We start from the raw sequence: 26084 nt of genomic DNA, 5'->3' as shown, positions 1-26084 counted from the left end.
CGGACGGGGTCGTTGCAAAGCCTCACTTCTTCAACCGATACCCCGTCCTGAACATCCAGCCGATGATCCCCAGGCACACCGCCAGCATCCCCGCGACGAAGATCAGGCTGAACTCAATAGCCACATCGCCCTTGCCGAAGAAGGTCCAGCGGAAACCGGAAATCAGATAGACGATCGGGTTGAACAGGGTGATCGTGCGCCACGGTTCCCCCAGCATCTGCACCGAATAGAAGGCGCCGCCCAGAAACGTCATCGGCATGATCAGCAGCATCGGGATCACCTGCAACTGCTCGAAACTCTGCGCCCAAATCCCTAAAATGAAGCCGAACAGGCAGAAGCTGATCGCGATCAGGATCATGAACCCCGCCATCGCGAACGGGTGCGCCACCGGCACATCGACGAACAGATGCGCGGTCACGAATATGATCGTGCCGATGATCAGCGACTTGGTCGCCGCCGCGCCCACATAGGCGATGATCGTCTCGGTCGCGGAAACGGGCGCGGACAGCAATTCATAGATGGTGCCGGTGAATTTGGGCATATAAATGCCGAAACTGGCGTTGAAGATGCTTTCGGTGAACATCGCCATCATGATCAGGCCCGGCACGATGAAGGCGGCGTAAGGAATGCCATCCACCTCCGTCATCCGCGATCCGATCGCCCCGCCGAACACCACGAAATAGAGCGTCGTCGTGATCACCGGCACCAAAAGACCGGTCAGCAGGGTGCGGCGGAAGCGATGCAGCTCAAATTTGTAGATAGACGCGATCGCGCGCAGGTTGACCAGACTCATGCCGCCTTCTCCTGATGGACCAGGCTCACGAAAATATCCTCCAGGCTGCTCTGCGCCGTGTTCAGATCCTTGTAGCCGATGCCAAGGTCGCCCAGCCGCCGCAGCAGCGACGACACGCCGGTCCGCTCCGCCTGGGTATCGAAAATATATTCAATCTCCTGGCCATCGCCTTTCAGCGTCACATTCCATTCCGCCAGTTCCATCGGCACCGCCGCCAGCCGTTCGGCCAGCACCACGGTCAGCGTTTTCTTGCCCAGCTTCTTCATCAGCGCGGTCTTGTCCTCGACCAGCATCAACTCGCCCCGGTTGATCACCCCTACCCGGTCGGCCATTTCCTCGGCCTCCTCGATATAATGGGTGGTCAGGATGATGGTGACGCCGGTTTCGCGCAGCGCGCCGATCAGCTTCCACATGTCGCGGCGCAACTCCACGTCCACACCCGCGGTCGGCTCGTCCAGAAACAATATGCGCGGCTCATGGCTCAGCGCCTTGGCGATCATCACCCGGCGCTTCATCCCGCCCGAAAGCTCCAATATCTTGGCATGGCGCTTGTCCCATAGCGACAGGTCGCGCAGCACCTTCTCGATATGCGCGGGATTGCGCGGCTTCCCGAACAGCCCCCGGCTGAACGTCACCGTATCGATCACCCGCTCAAACTGGTCGGTGGACAATTCCTGCGGCACCAGCCCGATCGCGTCGCGCGCACCGCGATAGTCGCGGACGATATCATGCCCGGCCACCTTCACGCTGCCGCCCGTCGCCCGCGCTATGCCGCAGATGATGGAGATCATCGTCGTCTTGCCAGCGCCATTCGGCCCCAGCAGCGCGAAAATCTCGCCTTCCTCGATGCTCAGGTCAACGCCCTTGAGCGCCTCGAACCCCGACGCATAGCGTTTGGTGAGACCCTGAATGTCTATGATGGATGCCATGGATGGCTCTGCCCCTTTTGCGTTGCGGCAAAGATAGGAGGCAGATTGCCAAACGCAACCTATGCGCCGCGCCCTATTCGCCCCGCCGTGTGAAACGGAACACCGTTGCCGGCGGAAAATTACGCACCGTCTGTCCAACTCGAACGACATCCAGGTCGAGTGCGTCGATCACCTCACGACTCACCGGCGGGCGCATCGAATAAGTGAATTGCACGAAGCTGCCGCCCGGCTGCAACATGCGGAAGGATTCGGACAATATGTCGTGATGCACATGCCGGTCCATCGCCAGCAGCGGCAGGCCGCTCACCACCGTCTGATAACTGCCCGGTTCGCCAGCCGCCGCCGTCGACACGATCTGCGCGGGCGTTTCCAGCACCGACACATGGGGAAAATGCCGCCGCAACCCGCGCGCAAAGGCGGGATTAATCTCCACCACTTCCAGCTTTTCGGGCGGCAGACCGGTGCCCAATATCGCGCGGGTAAACACGCCGGTCCCCCCGCCCAGTTCCAGCACCCGGCCATCGGCCGGGTCGATCTGCGCCACCATCAGCCGCGCCAGATAGCGGCTGCTCGGCACGACCGACGCGGTCTGGCGGGGCTTCTGCACCCAGGCCGCCAGAAAATCGAGATATTCGGTGGCACGGGCGCGAAATTCCCCGCGTGGCAAAGCGATTGCCCGGCTCCGCTTGGGCTTATGCTGCATAGGCGAAATGCGACCGCTCTCTATCCATCCAGACTCCCTTAACGAGCCGGAGGCGTGCCGTCGATTGGCTTTAGCGTTTCAATGCGTTCTTGCAGCCATTGCGCCACCGCCGCGATCCGCGCCAGCTTGCGCAGGTCGCCATGCATGACCAGCCAGAAGCTGCGGATGATCTCCACCTGATCGGGCATCAGCGGCACCAGAGCCGCGTCGCGCCGCCCGATAAAGTCCGGCAAAACGCCAATTCCCGCGCCCTCCGCGATCATCCGCTGCTGCATGATGATACTGGTCGACCGCAAAGTCGCCTCCAGCCCCGCCTCCACTTCGTCCAGATAATCCAGTTCGGGCGAGAAGATGAATTCCGGCACATAGCCGATCAACGTATGATCCTTGAGCTGCGCCGCCCGCTCCGGGCGCCCCGCCCGCGCCAGATACTCCGGCGACGCATAAAGATGCAGCCGATAATCCCCCAGCCGCCGCACCATCAACCGCCCGCGCTGCGGCCGCGCCAGCATCACCGCCATGTCGGCTTCTCGCTTGGACGGGTTGAGGAAGCCCGACGCCGTGATCAGGTCCAGCCTTATGCCCGGATGCCGCCGGTTGAAATCGCCCATGCCCGGCGCCAGCACCCAGGTGCCAAACCCCTCCGCCACTGACAGCCGCACCTGCCCGGCCAGCCGATGTTCGTGCCCCTGCGCATCCTCGATCGCCGCCAGCGCAGCGCTTTCCGCCGCTTCGGCATGGCCCAGCAATTCCTGCCCCCGCGCCGTCAGCGTCCGCTCCCCCGCGCTCAACTCGAACAGCTCGGCGTCCAGCGCCTTTTCCAGCCGCGCCAGCCGCCGGGCAATGGTGGTCGCGTCGATCCCCAGCGCCCGCGCCGCCGGAGCCACCTTGCGCGCCCGCGCCACCGCCAGAAATACCCTCAGATCGTCCCAGTCGAACATCGCCGCCACTGCCTGCAAATTTGCAGCCTGCCTATGCAAGACTTCGCCATTGCTTGCAATAACGCAAGCAGCCTAGAAGGCGGCAATCAACCGAGAGGATGCCTCCCCATGCGTGAGATTTCGCACAAGCTCGCCTTCGTCCACGACGCGCACCCCACGCGCTACAGCGACGTGTTCGATCCCAATAATGGCGGTGTTCAGGCCCGCGTGGCACTGGGCGACGCCGCCCTGCTCGACCTGGCCGTCGCCGCCGCCAAGAAGGCGCAGCCCGGCTGGGCCGCCGTCAACCCGCAACGCCGCGCCCGCGTCATGTTCAACTTCAAATCGCTGGTCGAAGCGAACATGAACGAGTTGGCCCATCTGCTCAGCTCCGAACATGGCAAGGTGATCGCGGATTCCAAGGGCGACATTCAGCGCGGTCTGGAAGTCATCGAATTTTGCTGCGGCATCCCCCATGTGCTGAAGGGCGAGTTCACCCAGGGCGCGGGTCCGGGCATCGACGTCTATAGCTTCCGCCAGCCGATCGGCATCGGCGCGGGCATCACGCCGTTCAATTTTCCCGCCATGATCCCGCTCTGGATGTCGGGCGTCGCCATCGCGACCGGTAACGCCTTCATCCTCAAGCCCTCCGAACGCGATCCCTCGGTCCCCGTCCGTCTGGCTGAACTTTTCCTGGAAGCAGGCCTGCCCGAAGGCATTTTGCAGGTCGTTCAGGGCGACAAGGAAATGGTCGACGCCATTCTCGACCACCCGGATATCAAGGGCGTCAGCTTCGTCGGCTCCTCCGACATCGCGCACTATGTCTATAATCGCGGCGTTGTCGCCGGCAAGCGCGTCCAGGCAATGGGCGGCGCGAAGAATCACGGCATCGTCATGCCCGACGCCGATCTTGATCAGGTCGTCAACGACCTCTCCGGCGCGGCCTTCGGCTCGGCTGGCGAACGCTGCATGGCGCTCCCGGTCGTCGTCCCCGTCGGCGAAAAGACCGCGATCGCGCTGCGCGAAAAGCTGATCCCGGCGATCGAGGCGCTGCGCGTCGGCGTCTCCACCGATGCCGAAGCCCATTATGGCCCGGTCGTCACCGCCGCGCACAAGCAGAAGATCGAAAACTGGATCCAGACCGGCGTCGATGAAGGCGCGGAACTGGTGGTCGATGGTCGCGGCTTCACATTGCAGGGTCATGAGGAAGGCTTCTTCGTCGGCCCGACCCTGTTCGATCATGTCACCACGGACATGAGCGCCTACAAGGAAGAGATTTTCGGCCCCGTGCTGCAAATGGTCCGCGCCGACAGTTTCGAGGAAGCCGTCTCGCTGCCCAGCAAGCATCAATATGGCAACGGCGTCGCCCTCTTCACCCGCAACGGCCACGCCGCCCGCGAATTCGCCGCCCGCGTCGACGTCGGCATGGTCGGCATCAACGTGCCGATCCCGGTCCCGGTCGCCTATCACACTTTCGGCGGCTGGAAACGCTCAGCCTTTGGCGACACCAACCAGCACGGCATGGAAGGCGTGAAATTCTGGACCAAGGTCAAGACCGTCACCCAACGCTGGCCCGACGGCGGCGCCTCCGCCGACAGCGCCTTCGTCATCCCGACGATGGGGTGAGGGGATGGGGGGAGAGGATCGCACGATCGGCTCCCCTCTCCTCCGTTTGCCGTCATGCCGGACTTGATCCGGCATCCATTCACCCTAGCTTCGTTCCAGTGGCGAAAAACCGAGCATGATAGCCCGATCTTCCCAGAAGGGATTGTCTTTCTCAATGAGCGCAACTTTCCAGTCGCGTCGCCACTCTTGAGCTTTTTCTCGAGCGCAATGGCAGTAGGAAAGTCCGGCTGATGCTCGAACCAGACCAGGCGACGGACCCCATGGCGGCTGGTGAAACCTTCGACTACGCCGGTGCGATGTTGGTGGACCCGCTCGACCAAATGACCCGTTACACCGATATACAATGTGCCATGACGACCACTGGCAAGAATATAGACGCATGGCTGGTTCGACATGATTGCATAGGAAGCGCCAAATGGATGCCGGATAAAGTCCGGCATGACGCCAGTTGGGGATGAGGAAAATATGACCCAGTTCGACCTGACCGACGACCAGCGCGAAATCCAGGAACTCGCCCGCCGCTTCACCGCCGACGCGATCACGCCCCATGCGGCGGAGTGGGACGAAAAGCATATCTTTCCCCGCGACACGATCCGCGCAGCGGCAGAACTGGGCTTTGGCGGCATCTATGTCTCTGAAAGCTCCGGCGGCATCGGCCTTGGTCGCCTCGAGTCCGCGCTGATCATGGAAGCCATGGCCTATGGCTGCCCCTCGACCAGCGCCTTCATCTCGATCCACAATATGGCAGCCTGGATGATCGACACGTTCGGCGGGCAAGCGGTCAAGGACGCCTATCTCCCCGACCTCATCCCCATGACTCGCATCGCCAGCTATTGCCTGACCGAGGCGGGCGCAGGCTCCGACGCCGCCAGCCTCAAGACCAAGGCGGTGCGCGACGGCGACCATTATGTCGTCACCGGCTCCAAGCAATTCATCTCCGGTGGCGGCGAGAATGAAGTCTATGTCGCCATGGTCCGCACCGGGCAGGACGGGCCGAAGGGCATTAGCTGCCTCGTCATCGACAAGGATATGCCCGGCGTCAGCTTCGGCGCGCAGGAACGCAAGCTCGGCTGGCACAGCCAGCCCACGGCGCAGGTCAATTTCGATGGCGTCCGCGTCCCCGTCGCCAACCTTGTGGGCAGCGAAGGACAGGGCTTCGCCATCGCCATGGCCGGCCTCGACGGTGGCCGCCTCAATATCGGCGCCTGTTCGCTGGGCGGCGCACAACGCTGCATCGACGAAGCGGTCCAATATACCAAGGATCGCAAGCAGTTCGGCCAATCCATTGCCGACTTCCAGAACACCCAATTCACCCTGGCCGACATGCAGACCGAGCTGGAGGCCGCCCGCACCCTGCTCTACGCCGCCGCCGTCAAGGTAAGCGATAACGCCCCGGACAAGACCCGCTTTGCCGCCATGGCCAAGCGCTTCGCCACCGACACCGGATCGTCCGTCGTGGACCGCGCCCTGCAACTTCATGGCGGCTATGGCTATCTGATGGACTATCCCATCGAACGCTTCTGGCGCGACCTGCGCGTCCATTCCATCCTGGAAGGCACCAACCAGGTCATGCGCATGATCATCGCGCGGGATATGTTGCGGGATTAACCCCCCTCTCCTCGTTGGGGGAGAGGGTTGCGAAGGCTTGGCGGCGTGCTGCCTAGCCGTAGCTGGGAGAGGGGGACAGGGCCAGCGCGGCGCACCCCCTCTCAAACTTCGCCTAGGCGCGTGCCGCGCCAAGGCTTCGTATCCTCTCCCCGCCGGGGAGAGGCAGGAGAGAGACATGACCGACCAAGTCCTGACCTTCATTGAAAACAGCATCGGCCGCATCCGCCTGAACCGGCCCAAGGCGATCCACGCGCTGACGCCCGACATGTGCGACGCGATCAACAGCGCATTGCTGGCATGGCGGACGAACGATGGCGTAACCGCCGTCATGATCGACCACACCGAAGGCCGCGGCTTCTGCGCAGGCGGGGACATCGCCCTCATCGCCAACAGCGCCAAGACGGACTGCGTCGAGGCGGAGCGCTTCTTCCATCTCGAATATCGGATGAACCATCTGCTGTTCGTCTATGACAAGCCGATCGTCGCCTTCATCGACGGCATCGTCATGGGCGGGGGCGTGGGCATTTCCCTCCCCGCCCGCTACCGCGTCGCGACCGAGCGGACGACCTTTGCCATGCCCGAAACCGGCATCGGCCTTTTTCCCGATGTCGGCGGCGGCTGGTATCTCCCCCGCCTGCCCGGCCGGGTCGGCGCATGGCTCGCCGCCACCGGCGCGCGGATCGACGGGGCGGATTGCGCCGCCATCGGCATCGCCACCCACTATATGCCGTCCGATACGCTGGAGGACGTCAAGGCGCGCATCCTGGCCGACCCCGCCAGCCTTGGCGCGATCCTCGACGCAGCCACGCAAACCCCGCCGCCCTCAAAGCTGGAGGCCGCCCGCCCCGACATCGACCGCCTCTTCGCCTCGAACAAGGCGGAGGAGATTGTCGCCGCGCTCGACGCCGACGGTGGCGAATGGGCCGCGAAGCAACGCGGCACCCTCGCCACCAAATCGCCCCAGACGATCAAGGTCGCGCTGCGCCAGTTGATCGAGGGCGCGGCCCAGCCCGATTTCGCGTCCAACATGGCGATGGAATATGGCCTGGCCTGCGCCATCATCCGCCGCCCCGATTTTGTCGAGGGCGTGCGCGCCCTGATCTTCGACAAGGATAACAAGCCGCAATGGAACCCGGCGACGCTGGAGCAAGTGAGCGACGCGATGATCGACGCGATTTTCGTGCCGTTGCCCGCTGACCAGCAATGGACTCCGCTGCCCGCTGTCGCGACCTGATATGTCCTACATGGCAGGCGCCTGCTATGGTCCCGACGGACGCCGCCTGCCAGATGCCGCCCGCTTTCCGATAGGATCAGGGCCGCGCAAGAATATGTCCGATTTACCGGGAAATATGCGAAGTTAAGCAGGAGAAATGCCATCATGACCCAGACGATCGCCTTTATCGGCCTTGGCAATATGGGCGGCGGCATGGCCGCCAATCTGCTCAGGAACGGCTATGCCGTCCGCGCCTTCGACCTGTCGGAAGATGCGCTTGCCAAGGCGGAGGCCCATGGCGCGACCCGCGCCAGCAGCGCCGCTGACGCGGCCACCGGAGCCGACGCCGTCGTCACCATGCTGCCCGCGGGCAAGCATGTCGAAAGCGTCTATGCCGGCGAAGTCTATGGCGCGGCCAATCCCGGCGCCTTGTTCCTCGATTGCTCCACCATCGACGTCGCCACCGCCCGCCGCGTGATAGAAGCCGCCACGGATCGCGGCTTCGACATGGTCGATGCCCCCGTCTCCGGCGGCATCGCCGCGGCCAATGGCGGCACGCTGACCTTCATGGTCGGCGGCACCAATGCTGCGTTCGAGAAGGCAAAGCCCATCCTGTCGGCCATGGGCAAGGCGGTGATCCATGCGGGCGGCGCGGGCAATGGTCAGGCTGCCAAAATCTGCAACAATATGCTGCTGGGCGCCACCATGGTCGCCACCTGCGAGACTTTCGCCATGGCCAAGAAGCTGGGCCTCGATCCCCAGACCTTCTACGACATCTCCAGCGTCTCGTCCGGCCAGAGCTGGTCGATGACCAGCTACTGCCCCGTCCCCGGCGTCGGCCCACAAAGCCCCTCCGACAATGGCTATCAGGGCGGCTTTGCCGTCGGCCTGATGCTCAAGGATCTGAAACTCGCCACCGAAGCCGCCGCCCTTGTCGGCGCGTCGGTGCCAATGGGCAACGCGGCGGAATCCCTCTACCAGCTGCTCGCCAACCAGGGCGAAGCAGGCCGCGACTTCTCGCTGATGATCGAGATGCTGGAGGGGAAATAACCCCTCCCCGTCATCCCGGCGAACGCCGGGATGACGGGGGCAGTATCTACTTCCCCTTCCCAGCCTCCGCCGCCGCCAGAACCCGCAGCACATTGCCCGACCAGATTTTCGCGACATCCGCCTCGCTATAGCCAGCCTTCAGCAGTGCGTCCGTGATCTTGGGCAGGTCCAGCACATCCTCCATGCCGACCACGCCGCCGCCGCCATCCCAGTCCGCGCCGATCCCGACATGGTCCGGCCCCACGACCTTCAGCGCGTGCAGCATATGCGCCATGAAATCGTCAAAGGTCGCCCGGTCGGTATCGGGATAGAGCCGGTCAATCTCCTGTCGCTTCGCCAGCAATTGCGCCCGCGTCTCCGCCGAAACCTTCGCCCCCTCGCGCATCGACGCAAATAAAGCGCCCATCGCCTTCTGCCGCTCCGGGTTCGGCTTCGACGCCTTGAGATAGGTCCCAAAGGCATTCATCTGAATGACCCCGCCCTTCGCCGCCAGCGCCTTCAGATGGGCGTCGTCTATATTGCGCGGATGGTCATAGATCGCCTTGCACCCCGAATGGGTCAACAGCACTGGGGTGGTGGAGAGCGCCAGCAGATCGTCCAGCACCTGGTCACTACTATGCGACGCATCGGGCACCACGCCCAGCCGGTTCATCTCGCCCAGCAATTGCTTGCCCAGCGGACTAAGCCCACCAAAACGCGGCTTCTTGGACGGGTCGGTCGAACTGTCGGCAAACTGGTTATGCGCAAAATGGGCAAAGCCCACCACCCGCACGCCCATGTGGTAGAAGGTCTGGAGCAGCGACACATCCTCGCCCAGCGGATAGGCATTTTCGATCGACATATAGACGACCCGCTTGCCCGCCGCAGCGATCGGCGCGGCGTCCTTGGCTTCCAGCGCCAGCGCGAAATTCGCCGGGTCCGCCGCTACCATCTCGCGGATCGACACCCCGCGCAGCAACGCAAAATCGCGCGCCTTGCGGAACCCCTCGACCGTCAGCGGCCCCTGGCTCGTATAGATCGCCCAGAAACCGCCATCCAGCCCGCCCTTCTTCATTCGGGGCAGGTCAACCTGGGTATAATCCAGATGGACCCCATGCTCCTCGTCGATCGACCAGCCCGGCAGATCGAGCGAGGCAGGCGTGTCCAGATGGCTGTCGAGCGTGAGCAATTTCTGATGCAGTTGCACCACCTTCTTGGGCACCGCCTGCGCCCACGCCGACCCTGAGAGCAGCGCAATCAGCGCTGCCCCCATCACCACACCCATTCGCATCAGATTTCGCCCGAAATGGTGAACTGGAAGGTGCGCGGGCTAAGCGGGCGGAACGCGCCATCGCCGGTCACCGTCGATGAGATGAAGGACAGCGTATCCTTGTCGAACAGATTGTCGATGTTGAACCGCGCCTTGATCCCCTTGACCGGGCCAAAGCTGATGCCGTCACCAATATCGACATAGGCGCTGAACACGGTAAAGGCGGGCACGCTGGAACCTGGCGTGTTGGTGAAGGTCGACCAGCGCTTGGACGTATATTTGCCCGTGATATTGGCGACCAGCCAGCTGGCCGGTTCCACTGTCACGCCACCGCTGACGATCCATTTGGCGCTGTCGGGGATATATTTGTCGGCGATCAGGATGGGCGTCGTCGCCGGAATATTATCCTTGAACTTGGCATTATTGTAGGTGACGTTCAGGTTGCTATAGGCCAGCCCGTTCAGGAAAGAGGGCTTATAGGTGCCGGCAAATTCCACACCATAGGACCGCACCCGACCGACATTCTGGAAGAAGGTTTCGGTCGATGCGCCGCCGCCCGGCACGAAGCTGGTGATCGACTGGATGCGATTGTCGAACTTGGTGTAGAAAGCCGCCAGCGACGCATAAAGCTGCCCCTGATTGGTGCGGATACCCAACTCCATATTCTTCGACCGCTCGGGCGCGGGCTGCGGCACCAGTCCACCGCCGGGGCGGATGACCGAATAGATATCGTCCATCCCCTTGGGCAGCGCCATATTTTCAGCATAGGAGGCAAAGACCTGCGTGCGCTCGTCAAATTTGTAGAGCAACCCGCCCATCGGCAGGAAGAAGTCGCTATAATGGGCCGTATTCGTCTGCGGACCATAGCCCGGCACGCCACGCCCAGCGACAAGGCGGTAATAATCGTCAAATTCGCGATAGCCGCTATGGACATAATCCAGGTTCAGCCCCTTGAAGCCGACGTCGATGATGAAGCGATCATCGGCCAGCTTGAGTGTGTCCTTCAGGAAGATCTGGAGCGTATCGCGCTTGGACCGATAATCACGGCGCAGATAGACCAGCTCATCCAGATTGGGTGCGCCATCGGGCGCGCCGTTGACCGTGTTGTAGCGCGCCTGGGTGCGGTGATATTTGTCGACTTCGGCCCACACGCCCGCTTCGAGCGTATTGTTGCCCATTTCCCAATGCAGCTTGTTAGTGATGCCATAACGGTCGCCACCCACGCCCGACAGGCCATATTGCACGCCTTTGGGCGCGACCACCGGAAGCCCCGCTTGCGCTTGCGGCGTGTAGCGGCTCAGCGAATTGGCATAGCCATCGGGCGACACGCCATAACCGTCCTTATCTTCCCAATAGAGGGTCGATTCCGCCCAGACGCCCTCGGCAATCCCGGCGTGGAAGGTCGCGCCATAGAGCTTGTCCTTCCGCACGTTGATGGCGAGGTTATAGACTGCTGTATAAGCTGCGTTGGAATAAGGCACGCCCGGCGCAGTCGCCAGCGGCGCAAAGCCCGGCGTCGTGTTGGGCAGATTTTCAATATAGGCATAATCGCGCCCGCACTGGCCAAGCGCATTCTTCACCGTGCAGTTATATTGCGCGCGGGTAATGGTCGGCGAGTCATAGTCGAAAAAGTCGTTCGACACGAATTTGAACCGCGCCCAACTGTCGCCGCCAAGGTCCGCGTGGATCTGCCCTTCCCAATGCTCGCGATCCACCGAACCCGGACCACGCCAAAGGTCCGTGTCCAGCTTCGTGCGGCTGACATAGGCGGCGAACGGTCCGACCCGGCCGGTGCTGGCGCGAATGAAGGTGCGGCGCAGATTCTGGTCGCCAAAGCTTTGCGACACGAACAGGCCCATCTCCTCCTGCGGCGCGATGCTGTTATACTGGATCACCGGGCCAAGGGTAGAATAACTTGGCAGGCTGACATCGCCTGCGCCGATCGACGCTTCCACCACGCCCAGATTTTCATTGTCGACATAGCGGAACACAGGGCTGCCGCCAAAGGCGTCGCTACGCCCTGTCGGAATACCATCGACCACGAAGCCGATCTGATCGAGGTTAAAAGCGCGCGTCTGCACGCTGTTGCCAAATTCGTAGAGGCCCAGCGCGCCATCGGTCTGGACGTTGAAGCCGGGCAGTTGCTCGAGCATTTTCAGGCCCGAAACGCCTGCTGGCGCGGACAGCAACGCTTCCCGCGTCACCGCCACGACATTGCTCACCTTATCCTCGCCAATCGCTTCGGACGATTGCGAAATGCGGCGGCCCGTGACGGTGATGTTCGTTTCGTCATCAGCGACCGGCTCCTGCGCATAAGCAGCGCTTAGCGCGCCAGTTGCACAGGCGAACAGCAACGCTGCGCGCGAGGTAAGACGGATCGACGAAATGACGGACATGCAAAAGGCTCCCTGTTTCACAACGAGCCAATCAGGTGGCGCATCGCGCGCCGCACCTCCCCGGACGACTGCGGCGAACGCATCTGCGTCCGTCCATCGTTCTTTAGTTTTCTTGTGAAACGAAAGTGCCGGGAAACCCCGCCATCGACCAATGAGAATTTCTCAGCGTATCGCGGCAAAATAGATAGAAAACCGCGTGTTCCCGCCTCCGCGGGAACACGCTGCTTCATAGTGCGACGCTGTCGCTCAGCGCCCCTTCCAGACGCCCGGCCGCTTCTCGACAAAGGCGGTCATGCCTTCCTTCTTGTCCTCGGTGGCGGTCAGTATCTGGAACATGCGCCGTTCGGTCAGCAGTCCTTGGGCCAGGCCCGTTTCAAATGCGATATTGACCATTTCCTTGTTGATCATCGCGGCCATGGGCGGCATCGCAGCGATCGCCGCAGCCGTTTTGAGCGCATCGTCCAGCAGATCGGCGGCGGGCACGATCCGGCTGACCAGCCCGGAGCACTCGGCTTCCTCCGCGCCCATCATCCGCCCGGTCAGGCACATATCCATAGCCTTGGCCTTGCCCACCGCGCGGGTCAGTCGCTGCGATCCGCCCATGCCCGGCGCGACGCCCAGTTTGATCTCCGGCTGACCGAATTTCGCTGTATCCGCCGCAATGATGAAGTCCGCCATCATCGCCAGTTCGCACCCGCCGCCCAGCGCAAAACCGGCCACAGCCGCGATCCACGGCTTGCGGGTCGCGACCACATGGGTCTGCCAGCCGGAAAAGAAATCCTGCAGGAAAAAATCCGCCCCGTCCTTGTCGACCATCTCCTTGATGTCCGCACCAGCCGCAAACGCCTTTTCGCTGCCGGTCAGGATCGCGCAATGCTGGGTCGGGTCGGCGTCATAAGCGGAAAAGGCCGCGCTCAGGTCGCTCAGCACCTTGCCATTGAGCGCGTTCAGCGCCTGCGGCCGGTTGAGCGTGATCAGCGTCACCGCGTCGCGCTGTTCCACCAAAATCGTCTCATAGGTCATCGCCATCTCCCTTATGCCTTTGGGTCTGCTCTATGGCCGACGCGCGCCATCCGCCAGTCCCCGCTGCCCCGCATTTGCGCCGCACCTATCGGCACAGATGCATGAAGTCCCGGTCGTAGCTGCGCATATGGGCGCCGCCATCGACATAGAGCGTCTGCCCGGTCACCGCGCTGGCATTGACCAGATACAGCACCGCCTCCGCAATCTGCTCGGCCTGCGGCAGGCATCCAAGCGGCATCATCGCTTCGAGCCGCGCCATCTGCTCCGGGTCATAATCAGGCGTTGCGATCGTCAGCCCCGGCGCAACCGCATTGACCCGCACCTGCGGCGCCAGGCTGCTCGCGCTCGTCCGCGTCAGCCCCGCCAGCGCCAGCTTGGACAATGTATAGGCCAGCTGGTCGCCATGGGGATGGTCGATCCGCTGGTCCAATATGTTGATGATGCACCGGTCGCCCACCCCCGCCGGCACGGTGGCAAACGCCTTGGTCAGCATGGTGGGCGCGGCGCAATTGACCGCATAATGGCGCATCAGGTCATCGGCGGTCACGCTGTCCAGCCGGTCCTGCCCGAACATTGCGGCGCTGTTGACAAGAATGTCGGGCGGACGGCCAAAGCGCGCCGCGACCTGCGCGATCAGTTCCTCGGCATTTTCCGGGTCGGCGAAATCGACCACGAACCCTTCCCACTGCGTCCCCTGCTCCTCCAGCGTCAGCGCCAGATGCGAATCGAGCCGCGTATCATGACTGCCATGGATCGCTAGCGAATGGCCCGCCCTGGCCAGCGCCCCGGCAATGATCCCGCCCAGCCGCCGATGCCCGCCCGTCACCAGAGCCAGCCGCTTGCCCGCGATCGGCAAGGCACCCCCCTCCGCCGCCCCACGCGCACTGCCCAACGGGCGATAGGGGACGTCCTCTTCGCTCATGAAGCGATGAGTTTCAGCACTTCCTCGCGCGACTTTTCATCGTCGCGGAATACGCCCAGCATCCGGCTGGTTTTCATGATCACATTGGGGGTGCGCACCCCGCGCCCGGTCATGCAGCCATGCGTCGCCTCGATCACTACGGCCACGCCCTGGGGCTTCAGATGCTCCCAGATACAGTTGGCGACTTCCGACGTCAGCCGTTCCTGCACCTGCAACCGGTTGGCAAAGGCGTGGAGCACGCGCGCCAGCTTGGAAATGCCGACCACATAGTCGCCCGGCAGATAGGCGATATGCGCCTTCCCCACGATCGGCGCCATATGATGTTCGCAATGCGACTGGAACGGAATGTCCTTCAGCAGCACGACATCGTCATAGCCGCCGACTTCATGAAAGATGCGCGAAAGATGATAGGCCGGATCGTCGCCATAGCCCCGGCAATATTCACGCCAGGCCCGCGCCACCCGTTCGGGCGTCTCGACCAACCCTTCGCGTTCGGGCGCATCGCCCGACCAGCGGATCAGCGTGCGGATCGCTTCCGCGACATCCGCCGGAACCGGCTCCTTGCCGTCGCCAACCATATCCGCATCGGGGTCATATGCCATGAACAGGGCCACTCCTTATCGTATCGGCCCCGCATATGGCGATTAGCCCCGCCGATGACCAGACCCTTTCACGGCGGTGGACACAACATCGCACTGATGGCAAATCGGACAAATATCTGGGCCGCTATCGCAAAATATGTCATTCATTCCCTCTTCCCATGCGTACTGAGCGAATCGCTGCCGTTCTGCTAGCGGCAGGCACCTCGTCACGCTTTGGCGAGGAGGACAAGCTGATGGCGGAACTGCGCGGCAAGCCGCTGGCTGCCCATACGCTTGAAACCGTGGCGTCGATGGCCTTTGCCGAACTGATCGCCGTCGTCCGCCCGATCGCGCTCGCCCCGGTCCTCCATCGCAAACTCGACCGGCGCGGCTACACCATCATCGTCAACGACCACCCTGAAGAGGGGATTTCGGGCAGCATTGTGCGCGCGGTCGAACATGTCATGTCAGTGAACCGCATCCGCGGCATCCTCATCTGCCTCGCCGACATGCCCGACGTGCCGCAAACCCATTATAACCGCATCTGCCTGGCGGCGGAGGACATACGTTCGGTCGTCGCCAGCACCGACGGCTTCTCCTCATCCCCCCCCGCCTTCATTGGCCGCAAGCATTTCCCCGAACTGCTGGCTCTGAAGGGCGATCAGGGTGCGCGCGCGCTGCTTAGCCACGGACTTCAGATCGAGACCACCAGCAAAGTCCTGCATGACATCGACACGCCGGAGGATCTGCCCGGCTGGCGACCCGTGACGCCGGACTGATCAGCTCGACCGCGTCGGGTCGGTCATCGCATCGCCCATTTCGCGCGGATCGGGCGCGCGGCTGATCGGCAACGACCCCGTCTGTCGCTCCAGCATCCGATGGACGATCGGCGGGACTGGCCCGGTATGCAGCGCCCAGATCGCATCGCTATTCGCAATATCGGCCACGGTGCGCCTTTGGTTGTGGCGCACATAATCCAGCCAGGTCGATACATGATAGCGCTCGACCCATAGTTCAGGATCGCCAAGGTCCCGCATCAACGACCAGCCATGTGCGCCGTCACGCCGCCTGATCCGCCGCCGCTCACTCATCGCGGCAAGAAACGGCACGATCGACCCGGCCGGGATGCGATATTCGATGGTCACGACCACCGGCCCGCTGCGCGGCTCGACCATCACTGCCGTGTCCGGTTCACGCCAGCTATTTTGCAGGTCCAGATTATCATCGCCAATCTGCGGCAACGGACGGATAAGGCCAATCATCGCCGCGACAAACTGGGCCGCTGCGGACGCATAGAGCGCCTCGACCACGCCATGATGCTCGGCCAGCCAGCCGAACAGCCAGGCCCCGATCGCCATGCCGCCGAACGCCGTCATCTGATAGAGCGACACCGCGCGCGCCACCACCCAGCGCGGCGCGGACATCTGCACCGACACGTTGAATGTCGCCAGCGCCGTGACCCAGCCGAAGCCTGCCAGCAAATAGCCCAGCAAGGCCAGCGCCAGCCAACTACTCGCCCCGGTAATCGCCGTCCCCAGCGCCAGCACCAGTGCCGCATTGCGCACGATCGTCTCGATCGAAAAACGTGCCCGCAGGTAGCGGGTGGACAACGCCCCGATCACCGCCCCGATGCCGAAAGCGCCGCTGGTCACGCCAAATGTCAGCGCCCCGCCACCCAATATGTCGCGCGCGACCAGCGGCATCAGCGCCGACACCGCGCTCGCGCCAATGCCGAACACGCTTGCGCGCAGCAGCACCAGCTGGATCTTGGGCGACATCGCAACATAGCGCACGCCTGCCCGCATCGCGACGCCCAGCCGTTCGCGCGGCAACAGCTTGGGCGGCAGGTCCGGCTTCCAGCGGAACAGCACTGTCAGCAGCGCGACATAGCTCATTGCATTGGTCAGGAACGCCGCCGCCGCCCCTGCCGTCGCAACGATCACCCCGCCCAGCGCCGGTCCGACGCTGCGCGCCAGGTTGAAGCCCATGCTGTTCATCGCCACTGCGCTCGGTAAAATTGCGCGCGGCACCATGTCCCCGACCGACGCCTGCCAGGCCGGGCCGTTGATCGCCGTGGCGCAACCCAAGGCAAAGGTGAAGGCCAGCAGCAACCAGGGCGTGATCAGCCCCGCCCAGGCCGTGATCGCCAGTACCGCCGACACGACCAGCATCGCCAGCTGGCAGCCGATCATCACCTTGCGCCGGTCCAGATTGTCCGCAACCGCGCCCGCCCATAAAGACAGCAGCATGATCGGCAGCGTCGTCGCCGCCGGGACCAGCGCGATCAGCAGCGGAGAGGCTGACAGCGACGTCATCATCCACGCCGCGCCGACCGACTGAATCAGCCCGCCGAAATTGGACGCCAGACTGGCCGTCCAGATCGCGCGAAAGATGGGAATGGAGAGCGGCGACGGGGCTTTGGGGGAATCGACATCGGGCACGCCCCCATGAAGCGGAATATCGCCCAAGCGTCAAACCCGAGACTCGTCCGCCCTGCCCCTACGTCATGGCGGCAGTGCGCAAAAACCGCATTTCTCGCTTGCACTTTACGTAAACGTAAATACATTCACGTCCGTATCCGATGCGCCTGGCAAGGGTGACCCACGGAGAGGGAAAATCTTATGGAAGCCTATATTTACGACGCCGTCAGGACGCCCCGTGGTCGGGGCAAGGCCGACGGGTCGCTGCACGACATCACTCCGGTGCAGCTGGCAACGCAAGTGCTGGAGGCGATCCGCGATCGCTCGGCAATCGATACGGTCGATGTCGATGACGTGATCCTGGGCTGCGTCACCCCGGTCGGCGAACAGGGCGCGGACATTGCCCGCACCGCCGTCCTCAACGCCGATTATGCGCAGACCACGCCGGGCGTGCAGGTCAATCGCTTCTGCGCATCCGGCCTTGAAGCCGTTAACATCGCGGCGGCCAAGGTCATGTCGGGCGAGGCTTTGTTCGCCATTGGCGGCGGCGTCGAATCGATGAGCCGCGTGCCGATGGCCTCGGACGGTGGCGCGATCGCGATGGACCCCGCAGTCGCCTACAAGACCTATTTCGCGCCGCAGGGCATCGGCGCGGACGTCATCGCCACCAAATTCGGCATCAGCCGCGACGATGCCGACGCCTATGCCGTCGAAAGCCAGAAGCGCGCCAAGATGGCATGGGACGAAGGTCGCTTCGCCCGCTCGATCGTCCCTGTTCGCGACGTGATCGACCAGGTCGTCCTCGACCATGACGAACATATGCGCCCCGAAGCCACGATGCAGTCGCTTGGCGCCTTGAAGCCCAGCTTCACCGCGCTCGGCGAGGAGATGCCAGGCTTCGACACCGTGGCTCTGCTGCGCTATCCCGAACTGGAGCGGGTCAACCATATCCACCATGCCGGCAACAGTAGCGGCATCGTCGATGGTGCCGCCGCCGTGCTGGTCGGTGGCAAGGATATTGGCGACAAATATGGCCTGAAACCCCGCGCCCGCATCCGCGCCATGGCCTCGATCGGCTCTGAACCCCTCATCATGCTGACCGGCCCGGAATTCGTCGCTGGCAAGCTGCTCAAGCGCGCTGGCATGACCACCGCCGACATCGACCTGTGGGAACTCAACGAAGCCTTTGCCAGCGTCGTCCTGCGCTACATGCAGGCGATGAACCTCAGCCACGACCAGATCAACGTCAATGGCGGCGCGATCGCCATGGGCCATCCACTCGGCGCGACCGGCGCGATGGTGCTGGGCACCGCGCTCGACGAACTGGAACGGTCGGGCAAGGGCACTGCGCTCATCAACCTGTGCGTGGGCGCAGGCATGGGCACCGGGATCATCATCGAACGTATTTAGAGAATTTCCGTTCGGGCTGAGCGAAGTCGAAGCCCCCCATCGAACGCAGTGAGATGCCTTCGCTCCGCTCAGGCGAGCCCTTCGACAGGCTCAGGGCGAACGGGGGAGAGGAGATCAAAATGAACACCATCACAATCACCACTGACGCCGACGGCATCGCCACCCTGACGATCGACGTACCCGACCAGTCGATGAACGTCATCGGTCCCGATTTCATCGCCGATCTCGACGCCGCCATCACCCGCATCGCCTCGGACGAAGCCATCAAGGGTGCGGTCATCGCTTCGGGCAAGGACAGCGGCTTCATGGCCGGGATGGACCTTAAATATTTCGGCTCGATGCTCGCCACCAGCGATGGCAGCCGCCCGCAACCAGCCGCGATCTTCGACCAGGTTTTCGTCCTCAACCAGCTGTTCCGCCGCCTCGAAACCTGCGGCAAGCCCATTGCCTGCGCGATCGAAGGCACCTGCGTCGGCGGCGGCTTTGAACTCGCCCTCGCCTGCCACCGCCGCATCGTCGGCGACAGCCCCAAAACCCAGCTGGGCCTGCCCGAAATCCTCATCGGCCTCTTCCCCGGCGGCGGCGGGTCGCAGCGCCTGCCGCGGCTCATCGGCGTGCAGGCCGCGCTCATGTATATGCTCCAGGGCAAGCTGTTCCGCCCCGCCGAAGCCGCGATGCTCAAGGCCGTCGATCAGGTCGTGCCGCAGGGCACGGCGGTCGAGGCGGCGCGCGAATGGGTCAAGGCCAATCCCACCGCCGCCACCCAGCCTTGGGACGTCAAGGGCTTCAAATTCCCCGGTGGCGTCGGCCAGTTCAATCCCGGCTTCGTGCAAACCATGGTCGGTGCGTTGCCGATGACGCTCAAGCAGACCCAGCGCAACATGAACGCGCCTGTCGCGCTGCTCTCTGCCGTCTATGAAGGCGCGCAACTCCCCTTCGACCGGGCGATCCGCATCGAAAGCAAATATTTCGCTAAAGTGGCTGCCGATCCGCAGGCCGCCAACATGATCCGCAGCCTGTTCGTCAACAAGACTGCCGCCGAACGCGGCGCGCGCCGTCCCAAGGATCAGCCCAAAGCCCCCACCATGAAACTCGCCATGCTCGGCGCGGGCATGATGGGCGCAGGCATCGCCACCGTCGCCGCGCAGGCGGGGATGGAGGTCATCCTGTTCGACCGCGACATTGCTTATGCGGAAAAGGGCAAGGCCCATGTCGAATCCGTCCTGTCCAAGCGGCTGGGCAAGGGCATGACGCCTGAAAAGCTGGCCGCCACTCTCGCCCGCGTCACCCCCACCGCCAGCTATGCGGACCTCGCAGGCGCGGACTTCGTAATCGAAGCGGTGTTCGAGGATGTCGCGATCAAGGCCGAAGTCACCAGACAGGTGGAGGCTATCCTCGGCTCGGACGTCATCTTCGGTTCCAACACCTCCACCCTGCCGATCACCAAACTGGCAGGCGCTTGGGGCAAGCCCGAAAATTTCATCGGCGTCCATTTCTTCTCACCGGTCGAGAAAATGCCGCTAGTGGAGATCATCCTTGGCAAACAGACCGGCCCTGCCGCAATTGCCAAGGCGCTCGACTTCGTCGCGCAGATCAAGAAAACGCCGATCGTCGTCAATGACTCGCGCGGTTTCTACACCTCGCGCTGTTTCGGCACCTATGTGCAGGAGGGCGCGGAACTGGTCGCCGAAGGGATCAACCCCGCGCTCATCGAAAATGCCGGCAAGCAACTCGGAATGCCGGTCGGCCCGCTCGCGGTCAGTGACGAAGTGTCGATCGAACTGGGCTATAAGGTCATGACGGCGGCGAAGAAGGAACTGGGCGACGCCTATGTCGCGCAACGCTCCGACGAGGTCATGACGCAGATGGTTCAGATGGACCGCCTTGGCCGCAAGAACGCCAAGGGCTGGTATGACTATCCCGAAGACGGAAAGAAGCTGCTCTGGCCCGGCATTGCTGACCTGTTCCCCCGCGCGGACGACCAGCCCGATGTCGATGCGGTCAAGGAACGCCTCCTCTATCGTCAGCTGGTCGAATGCGCCCGCTGTTTCGAGGAAGGCGTGCTGGAAACGCCGGAAGATGGCGACATTGGCGCGATCTTCGGCTGGGGCTTTGCGCCCTATACCGGCGGGCCGTTTGCTCACATGGATACGGTCGGCATCGCCCATGTCGTCGCCGTGCTGGACCGCTTGCGGGCCACTCATGGCGACCGCTTCGCCGCCACCGAGCAACTGCGCGCCATGGCGGCGACCGGCGGCACCTTCTACCGCCCCGCCCTCTCCCGCGCCGCAGCATGAAAAGACTGTAATTCGTAACGTCCCTCGTTTAGGTCTCCCTCCCATATATCGTGTTCCCGCGCGGGCGGGGACACGACAGTTTATGAGGTGAGCATATGAGCGACAAACCGACGATATTGGTCACAGGCGGCGCAGGCTATATCGGTAGCCACGCGGTATTGGCGCTCAAGGATGCTGGCTATGGCGTTGTCGTCATCGACAATCTCGTCACCGGCTTCGACTGGGCCGTGCCAGAAGGCGTGCCACTGGTACGTGGCGACATTGCCGATCAGCCAATGGTCGAAGCGACACTGCGCGATCACAATATCACCGCGATCATGCACTTCGCAGGCTCGGTCGTGGTGCCGGAATCGGTCGAAAACCCGCTCAAATATTATCACAATAACAGCGCCAAGACCCGCGACCTGATCGAGAGCGCAGTCCGCATCGGCGTCAAGCATTTCATCTTCTCATCGACTGCCGCCACCTACGGCATCCCCGAAGAAAGCCCGGTCAAGGAAACAACGCCGCAGCGTCCAATCAATCCCTACGGCATGTCGAAGCTGATGACCGAATATATGCTGCGTGACGTCGCAGCGGCCCACCCGATGAACTTCTGTGCGCTCCGCTATTTCAACGTCGCGGGTGCCGACCCGCATGGCCGCAGCGGCCAGTCGACCGCTGGCGCGACCCACCTCATCAAGGTCGCGGTGGAAGCCGCGCTGGGCAAGCGCAACGGCGTTTCCGTATTCGGCACCGACTTTGACACCCCGGACGGCACCGGCGTGCGCGACTATATCCATGTGACCGACCTTGCCGCCGCCCATGTCCTCGCGCTCGAAGCCTTGATCGCCGATCCGGCGCGCAGCCACCTGCTCAACTGCGGCTATGGCAAGGGCTTTTCGGTCCTTGAAGTTCTGGACGCAGTCGATCGCGTCACCAACATGACGATCGACCGGACCATGGGACCGCGCCGCGCGGGCGACCCGGACGCGCTGATCTCCGACAATCGTGCCATCATCGCCACCTTTCCATGGGAGCCGCGCTACGCCGACCTGGACCTTATCGTCCGCCACGCGCTGGCGTGGGAGCGGACGTTAAGCGAACGCGCATGAGCGAAGCCTCTGTCCGCGCCTGGTTTACGATAAACGCGCCCGACATTGCCATCATCGACCAGGGCGTCAGCACCGCGACCGTGATCGAGGCTGCGCAAGCGCTGGGCGTCGAACCCGCCCGCATCGCCAAGACGCTCTCGCTGCGCGTCGGCGAGACTGTCGCCTTAGTCTGCACCCGCGGCGACGCGCGCCTGCATAATGCCAAGGCGAAGGCGGCGCTAGGCGCCAAGCCCCGGATGCTCGGCGCGGACGAGGTTGAGGCGATCACCGGCCACCCGGTCGGCGGCGTCTGCCCCTTCGGCCTCGCCACGCCCCTGCCCATCTATTGCGACGTGTCGCTGCAAGCCTTCGCCACCGTCTTTCCCGCCGCCGGGTCGCGCACCAGCTCGGTCGAACTCAGCCCTGCGCGTCTCGCTGATCTCACCGGCGCAACGTGGATCGACATCTGCACCCTGCCCGAACCTGTGGAATAATCTCATGCCTATAGAGCATCATTTTGCCGACGGCGATCAGGCCGCCGCCCACCTCGCCACCCGCATCGCCACGTTGTTGGCCGACGCGATTATGGCCCGCGGCACTGCCAGCCTGGCCCTGTCCGGCGGTCGTTCGCCCAAACCCGTGCTGGAGGCACTCGCCCGCACCCCGCTCGACTGGAGCAAGGTCGTCGTCACTCTGGTCGATGAACGCTGGGTCGCCCCGGATGCGCCCGACAGCAACGAACGGCTGCTGCGCGAAACCCTGCTGACCGGCCCCGCCGCCGCCGCGCATTTCGTCCCGATGAAAAATGACGCGCCCGACGCTTATGCAGCTCAACCCGCCGTCGAAGGCGCCTTCGCCGCCATCCGCTGGCCGCTCGATATCGTCCTGCTCGGCATGGGAGAGGATGGCCACACGGCCTCGCTCTTCCCGGCCGCCGCGGAACTCGCCAACGGCCTCACCAGCACCGCCCGCACCATCGCCGTCACACCCCCCGCCGCGCCACACCAGCGCCTGTCCTTGACCGCCAGCGCCATATTGGCCGCACGCCATATCTGTCTGCAAATCAGCGGAGACGCCAAAAAGGCGATCTATGCGCAAGCGCTGGAGAACGGCCCGGTAGAACAGCTGCCCATCCGCCTGGCCCTGCGTCAGGACGAAACCCCGGTAGAAGTCTGGATCAGCGCCCAATAATTCCTCCCCGGCACGGGGAGGGGGACCGGCGAAGCCGGTGGAGGGGACGGGAGACCTGACTCCCGCTTTGGGATCAAAAGCCTCCCCCTCCGTCTGGCCTACGGCCAGCCACCTCTCCTTACAGGGGACGATCAACGGCAAAACGCCACCTCCCCCCGGAAGTGCCGCCCTGCCCGGCCTTAGTTGGCCTTGCTCAAATCCACCTTCTCTACCCATTCAGGGTAGAAGGTCGGCTCGCGGTTGGACCAGCCCACCGCCGTCGCCGCCGCTTCGCTGATTGACTGGAGCAGCACGCGGCGCTTTTCAGGATGCAGATGCGGCAGGCTGGCCGCCGCGCAGAAAGCGCCCGGCAACCATGGCCGCGCGCCCGCACCCAGCAGCCGCTCATAGAGAAAACGATAGGCCGAAAAACTCGCCAGCCGGTCCTGCCCCAGGTCGAAAGCGGAGATGGTCACCAGGGGGGCCATGAACGGCTCGACCTGGTCCAACCCGCTGTCGTCGGGGACGCGCGCCTTGATTTCCTCGATCCGGCCATAGATCCGCGCCTGCGCGCGGATGGAGGCTTCCTCCACCAGATCGCGCGACCATAGCTTCATCGCATCGCGGCGATGCAGGCCGATGTCGAGCGACCGGCGAATATAGCGTTGTGTGGCAGACGGAAAACTGGCGAATTCACGCAACTCCGCCAGGGTAACGGCCCCGTCCGCAGGTCTTGCACTCGTACCCATTGTCATGCCCTCCGACTTGAAGTCGATCGTCAGAACATGCGCCTGTTATGGTTACTATAGGCTTAAGCACCTGTTCCACGGCCATTCACAAGGGACCAGATTTTTTTGTGCGGCGCAACATGAAAATGTCATAGCCGCCCGCGCAGCGTCAGGCACCCGGTCGCCGCTCCAGCACTGCGCCGATCATGCTGCGCCACACCGCCACGTCGCCAGCCTGCGCCATCTGCGCATCCGGCTCACGCAGCGTGTGCAATATCGCATAGGCGTCATCGACATGATTGGGCCACGCCGCATCCACTGCACCGGCGGCATGGGGGTCGCTGCCGCCGCCATTATGGCTCAGCTGGCGGCCGGCCAGGACGCGGGCAATGCGTTCGATCGCGGGGGTGGCAGATGTCGGCATAGATTGGTCGCTCCTCTCAAAAGCGCAGGCGCGTATTCGCCGTCCCGCTGCACAAAACTAGCATGATTCCCGGCAAATAACCATCAATCCTGATCTTGCTTGAAGCCGGATGACGGCACCGGATCACCCTTGTCATCGGGATGGCTGTTGGCGGGCGGATCGGACGCATCCATCGAATCCTTCAACCCTTCGTCCAGCTTCTCTTCCTCGCCCAGCACATGGTCCTGCGCGTCGGATTCGCGGTCGTCGCCTGCTTCCTCGCGGCTGTTGGGACGGACGCCATCTTGCTCGTTCATCGCTCTCTCCTTCTAGGCCAGATCAACGGGCGGCGGCGGGCTGCGGTTCCGGCCCAATTCGACCAACTGTCGGGCCAGTTCGACCAGCTACGCGCGGCTGGGGCGACATTTCCCCCGGCAGCGCGTAAAAGGACAGGATGACAAGCCTTCCCGACGACGACGAACGCGGCGTATCGCCCGCGATCGCGCTTTATTCCATTCTGGGTTTCTGGCTCTTCTACGCCATACTCGTGACCCTGCGCGCCGCCGTGATGGGCTTTGAATCGCAGGGCGAACTGGGCATCCGCCGCGCAGTCGTCACTGTGATCGGCATCGTCGTCACCTGGATACTCTATCTGGTGCTGCGCCGGTTCGACGCCAAGCCCTTGAGCGTCCGCATCGTCGCCGCCTTCTCGCTTGCCGCGCCCTTCGCGCTCGCCATGGCGTCGGCCAATTTCTACATGTTCAACGTCTATGACCCGGTGAACATCTTTGCCGATGCCGACCACAGCAAATATGGCAGCGAAGAAGCCTATGCCTTCGTCCAGATCGTCGAGGATGCGATCAGCCGCTATTTCTTCCTCGCCGCCTGGGCCGGTCTCTATCTCGCTCTGTCTTACGCCAGCGAAGCGCACCGCACCGAACGCCGCGCCGCCCGGCTGGAACGCGCCGCCCAGCAGGCCGAACTGCGCTCGCTACGCTATCAGGTGAACCCGCATTTCCTGTTCAACACGCTCAACTCCCTCTCCTCTCTGGTGATGAAGGATCGGCGGGACGAGGCCGAACAGATGATCATGTCGCTCTCCAACTTCTACCGCACCAGCCTGACCGGCGATCCGCTGGACGACGTGCCGCTGGAAGAAGAAGTGCATCTCCAGAAACTCTATCTCGATATCGAAGGGGTCCGCTTTCCCGACCGGCTCAACACGGTGATCGACATTCCGCCCGCCCTGATGAGCGCCTGCGTCCCCGGCCTCATCCTCCAGCCGCTCGTCGAAAACGCGATCAAATATGGCGTCTCGCGCACCTCCAGCCCGGTGGAGATCCGCATCACCGCGCGGGAGGATGGCGGCTTGATGCACATCGCCGTCACCGACGATGGCGACAACCCGCCCGGCCTGTCGGACAGCGGCAGCGGCATTGGCCTCGCCAATGTGCGGGATCGGCTGACGGCGCGCTTTGGTGATCAGGGCCAGATCACTTATGGTCCGCGCCAGGAGAAGGGCTTTTCCGTTCTCATCACCCTACCCATCATCCGCCGGGGTTGCTAACGC

The 26084-nt window shown here is 63.3% G+C and carries 25 protein-coding genes and 1 pseudogene; 12 read left to right on the top strand and 14 right to left on the bottom strand.

Features of this window, described 5'->3' with window-relative positions; translation table 11 throughout:
* Positions 1 to 22: 22 nt before the first annotated feature.
* The 4 genes from Q0D44_RS00695 to Q0D44_RS00680 all read right to left on the bottom strand — a co-directional run bounded on the left by Q0D44_RS00695 (position 23) and on the right by Q0D44_RS00680 (position 3366).
* Positions 23 to 793 carry an ABC transporter permease gene (locus Q0D44_RS00695; RefSeq protein WP_294130886.1) on the bottom strand — a complete coding sequence of 257 codons (771 nt, stop codon included), beginning with the start codon at positions 791 to 793 and terminating at the stop codon, positions 23 to 25.
* A complete protein-coding gene (locus Q0D44_RS00690; RefSeq protein ID WP_294130884.1) occupies positions 790 to 1722 on the bottom strand; it encodes an ABC transporter ATP-binding protein in 933 nt (310 codons plus the stop codon). Before Q0D44_RS00690 ends, Q0D44_RS00695 begins: the two co-directional genes overlap by 4 nt.
* A gap of 73 nt (positions 1723 to 1795) precedes the next feature.
* Positions 1796 to 2425, bottom strand: coding sequence for a methyltransferase domain-containing protein (locus Q0D44_RS00685; protein WP_294130882.1), 630 nt, complete (start codon positions 2423 to 2425; stop codon positions 1796 to 1798).
* 38 nt (positions 2426 to 2463) lie between these two features.
* Complete coding sequence (locus tag Q0D44_RS00680) at positions 2464 to 3366, bottom strand: LysR family transcriptional regulator (protein WP_294131790.1); 903 nt, start codon at positions 3364 to 3366, stop codon at positions 2464 to 2466.
* A 108-nt stretch (positions 3367 to 3474) separates the two neighbouring features.
* Here Q0D44_RS00680 and Q0D44_RS00675 point away from each other — a divergent pair, with 108 nt between their 5' ends.
* Positions 3475 to 4971 carry a CoA-acylating methylmalonate-semialdehyde dehydrogenase gene (locus tag Q0D44_RS00675; RefSeq protein ID WP_294130879.1) on the top strand — a complete coding sequence of 499 codons (1497 nt, stop codon included), beginning with the start codon at positions 3475 to 3477 and terminating at the stop codon, positions 4969 to 4971.
* Between the two features lie 84 nt (positions 4972 to 5055).
* Here Q0D44_RS00675 and Q0D44_RS00670 read toward each other — a convergent pair.
* Positions 5056 to 5309: pseudogene (locus Q0D44_RS00670) on the bottom strand (GIY-YIG nuclease family protein).
* On the opposite strand from Q0D44_RS00670, the gene Q0D44_RS00665 reads away from it, so the two are divergent.
* The 4 genes from Q0D44_RS00665 to mmsB all read left to right on the top strand — a co-directional run bounded on the left by Q0D44_RS00665 (position 5202) and on the right by mmsB (position 8842).
* On the top strand, positions 5202 to 5429 hold the full coding sequence (locus Q0D44_RS00665) for a hypothetical protein (protein ID WP_294131827.1): 228 nt from the start codon (positions 5202 to 5204) through the stop codon (positions 5427 to 5429). The pseudogene Q0D44_RS00670 and the gene Q0D44_RS00665 sit on opposite strands and share 108 nt — an antisense overlap.
* 7 nt (positions 5430 to 5436) lie before the next feature.
* Positions 5437 to 6579, top strand: a complete 1143-nt coding sequence (locus tag Q0D44_RS00660; protein ID WP_294130876.1) for an acyl-CoA dehydrogenase family protein — start codon at positions 5437 to 5439, stop codon at positions 6577 to 6579.
* Positions 6580 to 6754: 175 nt separating this feature from the next.
* Positions 6755 to 7813 (top strand): enoyl-CoA hydratase/isomerase family protein, encoded by a 1059-nt coding sequence (locus tag Q0D44_RS00655; protein WP_294130873.1) that lies wholly within the window; start codon positions 6755 to 6757, stop codon positions 7811 to 7813.
* Between the two features lie 21 nt (positions 7814 to 7834).
* On the top strand, positions 7835 to 8842 hold the full coding sequence (gene mmsB / locus Q0D44_RS00650) for a 3-hydroxyisobutyrate dehydrogenase (protein WP_366008846.1): 1008 nt from the start codon (positions 7835 to 7837) through the stop codon (positions 8840 to 8842).
* A 46-nt stretch (positions 8843 to 8888) separates the two neighbouring features.
* Here the strand turns inward: mmsB and Q0D44_RS00645 are convergent, their stop codons facing one another.
* The 5 genes from Q0D44_RS00645 to folE all read right to left on the bottom strand — a co-directional run bounded on the left by Q0D44_RS00645 (position 8889) and on the right by folE (position 15034).
* Positions 8889 to 10112, bottom strand: a complete 1224-nt coding sequence (locus tag Q0D44_RS00645) for a dipeptidase (protein ID WP_294130869.1) — start codon at positions 10110 to 10112, stop codon at positions 8889 to 8891.
* A complete protein-coding gene (locus Q0D44_RS00640; protein ID WP_294130866.1) occupies positions 10112 to 12487 on the bottom strand; it encodes a TonB-dependent receptor in 2376 nt (791 codons plus the stop codon). Before Q0D44_RS00640 ends, Q0D44_RS00645 begins: the two co-directional genes overlap by 1 nt.
* A gap of 246 nt (positions 12488 to 12733) precedes the next feature.
* A complete protein-coding gene (locus Q0D44_RS00635) occupies positions 12734 to 13510 on the bottom strand; it encodes an enoyl-CoA hydratase-related protein (protein WP_294130864.1) in 777 nt (258 codons plus the stop codon).
* A gap of 85 nt (positions 13511 to 13595) precedes the next feature.
* Complete coding sequence (locus Q0D44_RS00630) at positions 13596 to 14432, bottom strand: SDR family oxidoreductase (RefSeq protein WP_294130862.1); 837 nt, start codon at positions 14430 to 14432, stop codon at positions 13596 to 13598.
* A complete protein-coding gene (folE, locus tag Q0D44_RS00625) occupies positions 14429 to 15034 on the bottom strand; it encodes a GTP cyclohydrolase I FolE (protein WP_294130860.1) in 606 nt (201 codons plus the stop codon). Before folE ends, Q0D44_RS00630 begins: the two co-directional genes overlap by 4 nt.
* A gap of 158 nt (positions 15035 to 15192) precedes the next feature.
* On the opposite strand from folE, the gene Q0D44_RS00620 reads away from it, so the two are divergent.
* Positions 15193 to 15792: a nucleotidyltransferase family protein gene (locus tag Q0D44_RS00620; RefSeq protein ID WP_294130858.1), complete on the top strand. Its 600-nt coding sequence runs from the start codon at positions 15193 to 15195 to the stop codon at positions 15790 to 15792.
* Here the strand turns inward: Q0D44_RS00620 and Q0D44_RS00615 are convergent, their stop codons facing one another.
* Positions 15793 to 17454, bottom strand: coding sequence for an MFS transporter (locus tag Q0D44_RS00615; protein ID WP_294130857.1), 1662 nt, complete (start codon positions 17452 to 17454; stop codon positions 15793 to 15795).
* A 180-nt stretch (positions 17455 to 17634) separates the two neighbouring features.
* On the opposite strand from Q0D44_RS00615, the gene Q0D44_RS00610 reads away from it, so the two are divergent.
* The 5 genes from Q0D44_RS00610 (at position 17635) to pgl (ending at position 23404) form a co-directional block, all read left to right on the top strand.
* Positions 17635 to 18843 carry an acetyl-CoA C-acetyltransferase gene (locus Q0D44_RS00610; protein WP_294130856.1) on the top strand — a complete coding sequence of 403 codons (1209 nt, stop codon included), beginning with the start codon at positions 17635 to 17637 and terminating at the stop codon, positions 18841 to 18843.
* 119 nt (positions 18844 to 18962) lie between these two features.
* On the top strand, positions 18963 to 21140 hold the full coding sequence (locus tag Q0D44_RS00605) for a 3-hydroxyacyl-CoA dehydrogenase NAD-binding domain-containing protein (RefSeq protein WP_294130855.1): 2178 nt from the start codon (positions 18963 to 18965) through the stop codon (positions 21138 to 21140).
* Positions 21141 to 21235: 95 nt separating this feature from the next.
* Positions 21236 to 22234: a UDP-glucose 4-epimerase GalE gene (gene galE / locus Q0D44_RS00600; RefSeq protein ID WP_294130854.1), complete on the top strand. Its 999-nt coding sequence runs from the start codon at positions 21236 to 21238 to the stop codon at positions 22232 to 22234.
* On the top strand, positions 22231 to 22707 hold the full coding sequence (locus Q0D44_RS00595; protein WP_294130853.1) for a YbaK/EbsC family protein: 477 nt from the start codon (positions 22231 to 22233) through the stop codon (positions 22705 to 22707). Before galE ends, Q0D44_RS00595 begins: the two co-directional genes overlap by 4 nt.
* Before the next feature lie 4 nt (positions 22708 to 22711).
* Positions 22712 to 23404: a 6-phosphogluconolactonase gene (gene pgl, locus Q0D44_RS00590; protein ID WP_294130852.1), complete on the top strand. Its 693-nt coding sequence runs from the start codon at positions 22712 to 22714 to the stop codon at positions 23402 to 23404.
* 179 nt (positions 23405 to 23583) lie between these two features.
* Here the strand turns inward: pgl and Q0D44_RS00585 are convergent, their stop codons facing one another.
* The 3 genes from Q0D44_RS00585 to Q0D44_RS00575 all read right to left on the bottom strand — a co-directional run bounded on the left by Q0D44_RS00585 (position 23584) and on the right by Q0D44_RS00575 (position 24831).
* On the bottom strand, positions 23584 to 24132 hold the full coding sequence (locus Q0D44_RS00585) for a hypothetical protein (RefSeq protein WP_217672843.1): 549 nt from the start codon (positions 24130 to 24132) through the stop codon (positions 23584 to 23586).
* Positions 24133 to 24280: 148 nt separating this feature from the next.
* The gene (locus Q0D44_RS00580) at positions 24281 to 24535 is read right to left on the bottom strand and encodes a hypothetical protein (protein WP_006963603.1); all 255 of its coding nucleotides are present in this window, start codon (positions 24533 to 24535) and stop codon (positions 24281 to 24283) included.
* Between the two features lie 83 nt (positions 24536 to 24618).
* The gene (locus Q0D44_RS00575) at positions 24619 to 24831 is read right to left on the bottom strand and encodes a hypothetical protein (RefSeq protein WP_294130851.1); all 213 of its coding nucleotides are present in this window, start codon (positions 24829 to 24831) and stop codon (positions 24619 to 24621) included.
* Between the two features lie 137 nt (positions 24832 to 24968).
* On the opposite strand from Q0D44_RS00575, the gene Q0D44_RS00570 reads away from it, so the two are divergent.
* Entirely contained in the window at positions 24969 to 26081 is a 1113-nt protein-coding gene (locus Q0D44_RS00570) for a histidine kinase (RefSeq protein WP_294130850.1), read from the top strand.
* Positions 26082 to 26084: the final 3 nt, after the last annotated feature.

This window comes from Sphingobium sp. (assembly GCA_023266575.1).
Lineage (GTDB): Bacteria > Pseudomonadota > Alphaproteobacteria > Sphingomonadales > Sphingomonadaceae > Sphingobium.
Note: the sequence above shows the minus strand (reverse complement) of the source record. Positions and strands in the feature narration are given on the sequence as shown.

Coding starts and splice junctions, on each gene's coding strand:
- Q0D44_RS00695 (WP_294130886.1), bottom strand. CDS start 793: ATGAGTCTGGTCAACCTGCGCGCGATCGCGTCTATCTACAAATTTGAG.
- Q0D44_RS00690 (WP_294130884.1), bottom strand. CDS start 1,722: ATGGCATCCATCATAGACATTCAGGGTCTCACCAAACGCTATGCGTCG.
- Q0D44_RS00685 (WP_294130882.1), bottom strand. CDS start 2,425: ATGCAGCATAAGCCCAAGCGGAGCCGGGCAATCGCTTTGCCACGCGGG.
- Q0D44_RS00680 (WP_294131790.1), bottom strand. CDS start 3,366: ATGTTCGACTGGGACGATCTGAGGGTATTTCTGGCGGTGGCGCGGGCG.
- Q0D44_RS00675 (WP_294130879.1), top strand. CDS start 3,475: ATGCGTGAGATTTCGCACAAGCTCGCCTTCGTCCACGACGCGCACCCC.
- Q0D44_RS00665 (WP_294131827.1), top strand. CDS start 5,202: ATGCTCGAACCAGACCAGGCGACGGACCCCATGGCGGCTGGTGAAACC.
- Q0D44_RS00660 (WP_294130876.1), top strand. CDS start 5,437: ATGACCCAGTTCGACCTGACCGACGACCAGCGCGAAATCCAGGAACTC.
- Q0D44_RS00655 (WP_294130873.1), top strand. CDS start 6,755: ATGACCGACCAAGTCCTGACCTTCATTGAAAACAGCATCGGCCGCATC.
- Q0D44_RS00645 (WP_294130869.1), bottom strand. CDS start 10,112: ATGCGAATGGGTGTGGTGATGGGGGCAGCGCTGATTGCGCTGCTCTCA.
- Q0D44_RS00640 (WP_294130866.1), bottom strand. CDS start 12,487: ATGTCCGTCATTTCGTCGATCCGTCTTACCTCGCGCGCAGCGTTGCTG.
- Q0D44_RS00635 (WP_294130864.1), bottom strand. CDS start 13,510: ATGACCTATGAGACGATTTTGGTGGAACAGCGCGACGCGGTGACGCTG.
- Q0D44_RS00630 (WP_294130862.1), bottom strand. CDS start 14,432: ATGAGCGAAGAGGACGTCCCCTATCGCCCGTTGGGCAGTGCGCGTGGG.
- folE (WP_294130860.1), bottom strand. CDS start 15,034: ATGGCATATGACCCCGATGCGGATATGGTTGGCGACGGCAAGGAGCCG.
- Q0D44_RS00620 (WP_294130858.1), top strand. CDS start 15,193: ATGCGTACTGAGCGAATCGCTGCCGTTCTGCTAGCGGCAGGCACCTCG.
- Q0D44_RS00610 (WP_294130856.1), top strand. CDS start 17,635: ATGGAAGCCTATATTTACGACGCCGTCAGGACGCCCCGTGGTCGGGGC.
- Q0D44_RS00605 (WP_294130855.1), top strand. CDS start 18,963: ATGAACACCATCACAATCACCACTGACGCCGACGGCATCGCCACCCTG.
- galE (WP_294130854.1), top strand. CDS start 21,236: ATGAGCGACAAACCGACGATATTGGTCACAGGCGGCGCAGGCTATATC.
- Q0D44_RS00595 (WP_294130853.1), top strand. CDS start 22,231: ATGAGCGAAGCCTCTGTCCGCGCCTGGTTTACGATAAACGCGCCCGAC.
- pgl (WP_294130852.1), top strand. CDS start 22,712: ATGCCTATAGAGCATCATTTTGCCGACGGCGATCAGGCCGCCGCCCAC.
- Q0D44_RS00585 (WP_217672843.1), bottom strand. CDS start 24,132: ATGGGTACGAGTGCAAGACCTGCGGACGGGGCCGTTACCCTGGCGGAG.
- Q0D44_RS00580 (WP_006963603.1), bottom strand. CDS start 24,535: ATGCCGACATCTGCCACCCCCGCGATCGAACGCATTGCCCGCGTCCTG.
- Q0D44_RS00575 (WP_294130851.1), bottom strand. CDS start 24,831: ATGAACGAGCAAGATGGCGTCCGTCCCAACAGCCGCGAGGAAGCAGGC.
- Q0D44_RS00570 (WP_294130850.1), top strand. CDS start 24,969: ATGACAAGCCTTCCCGACGACGACGAACGCGGCGTATCGCCCGCGATC.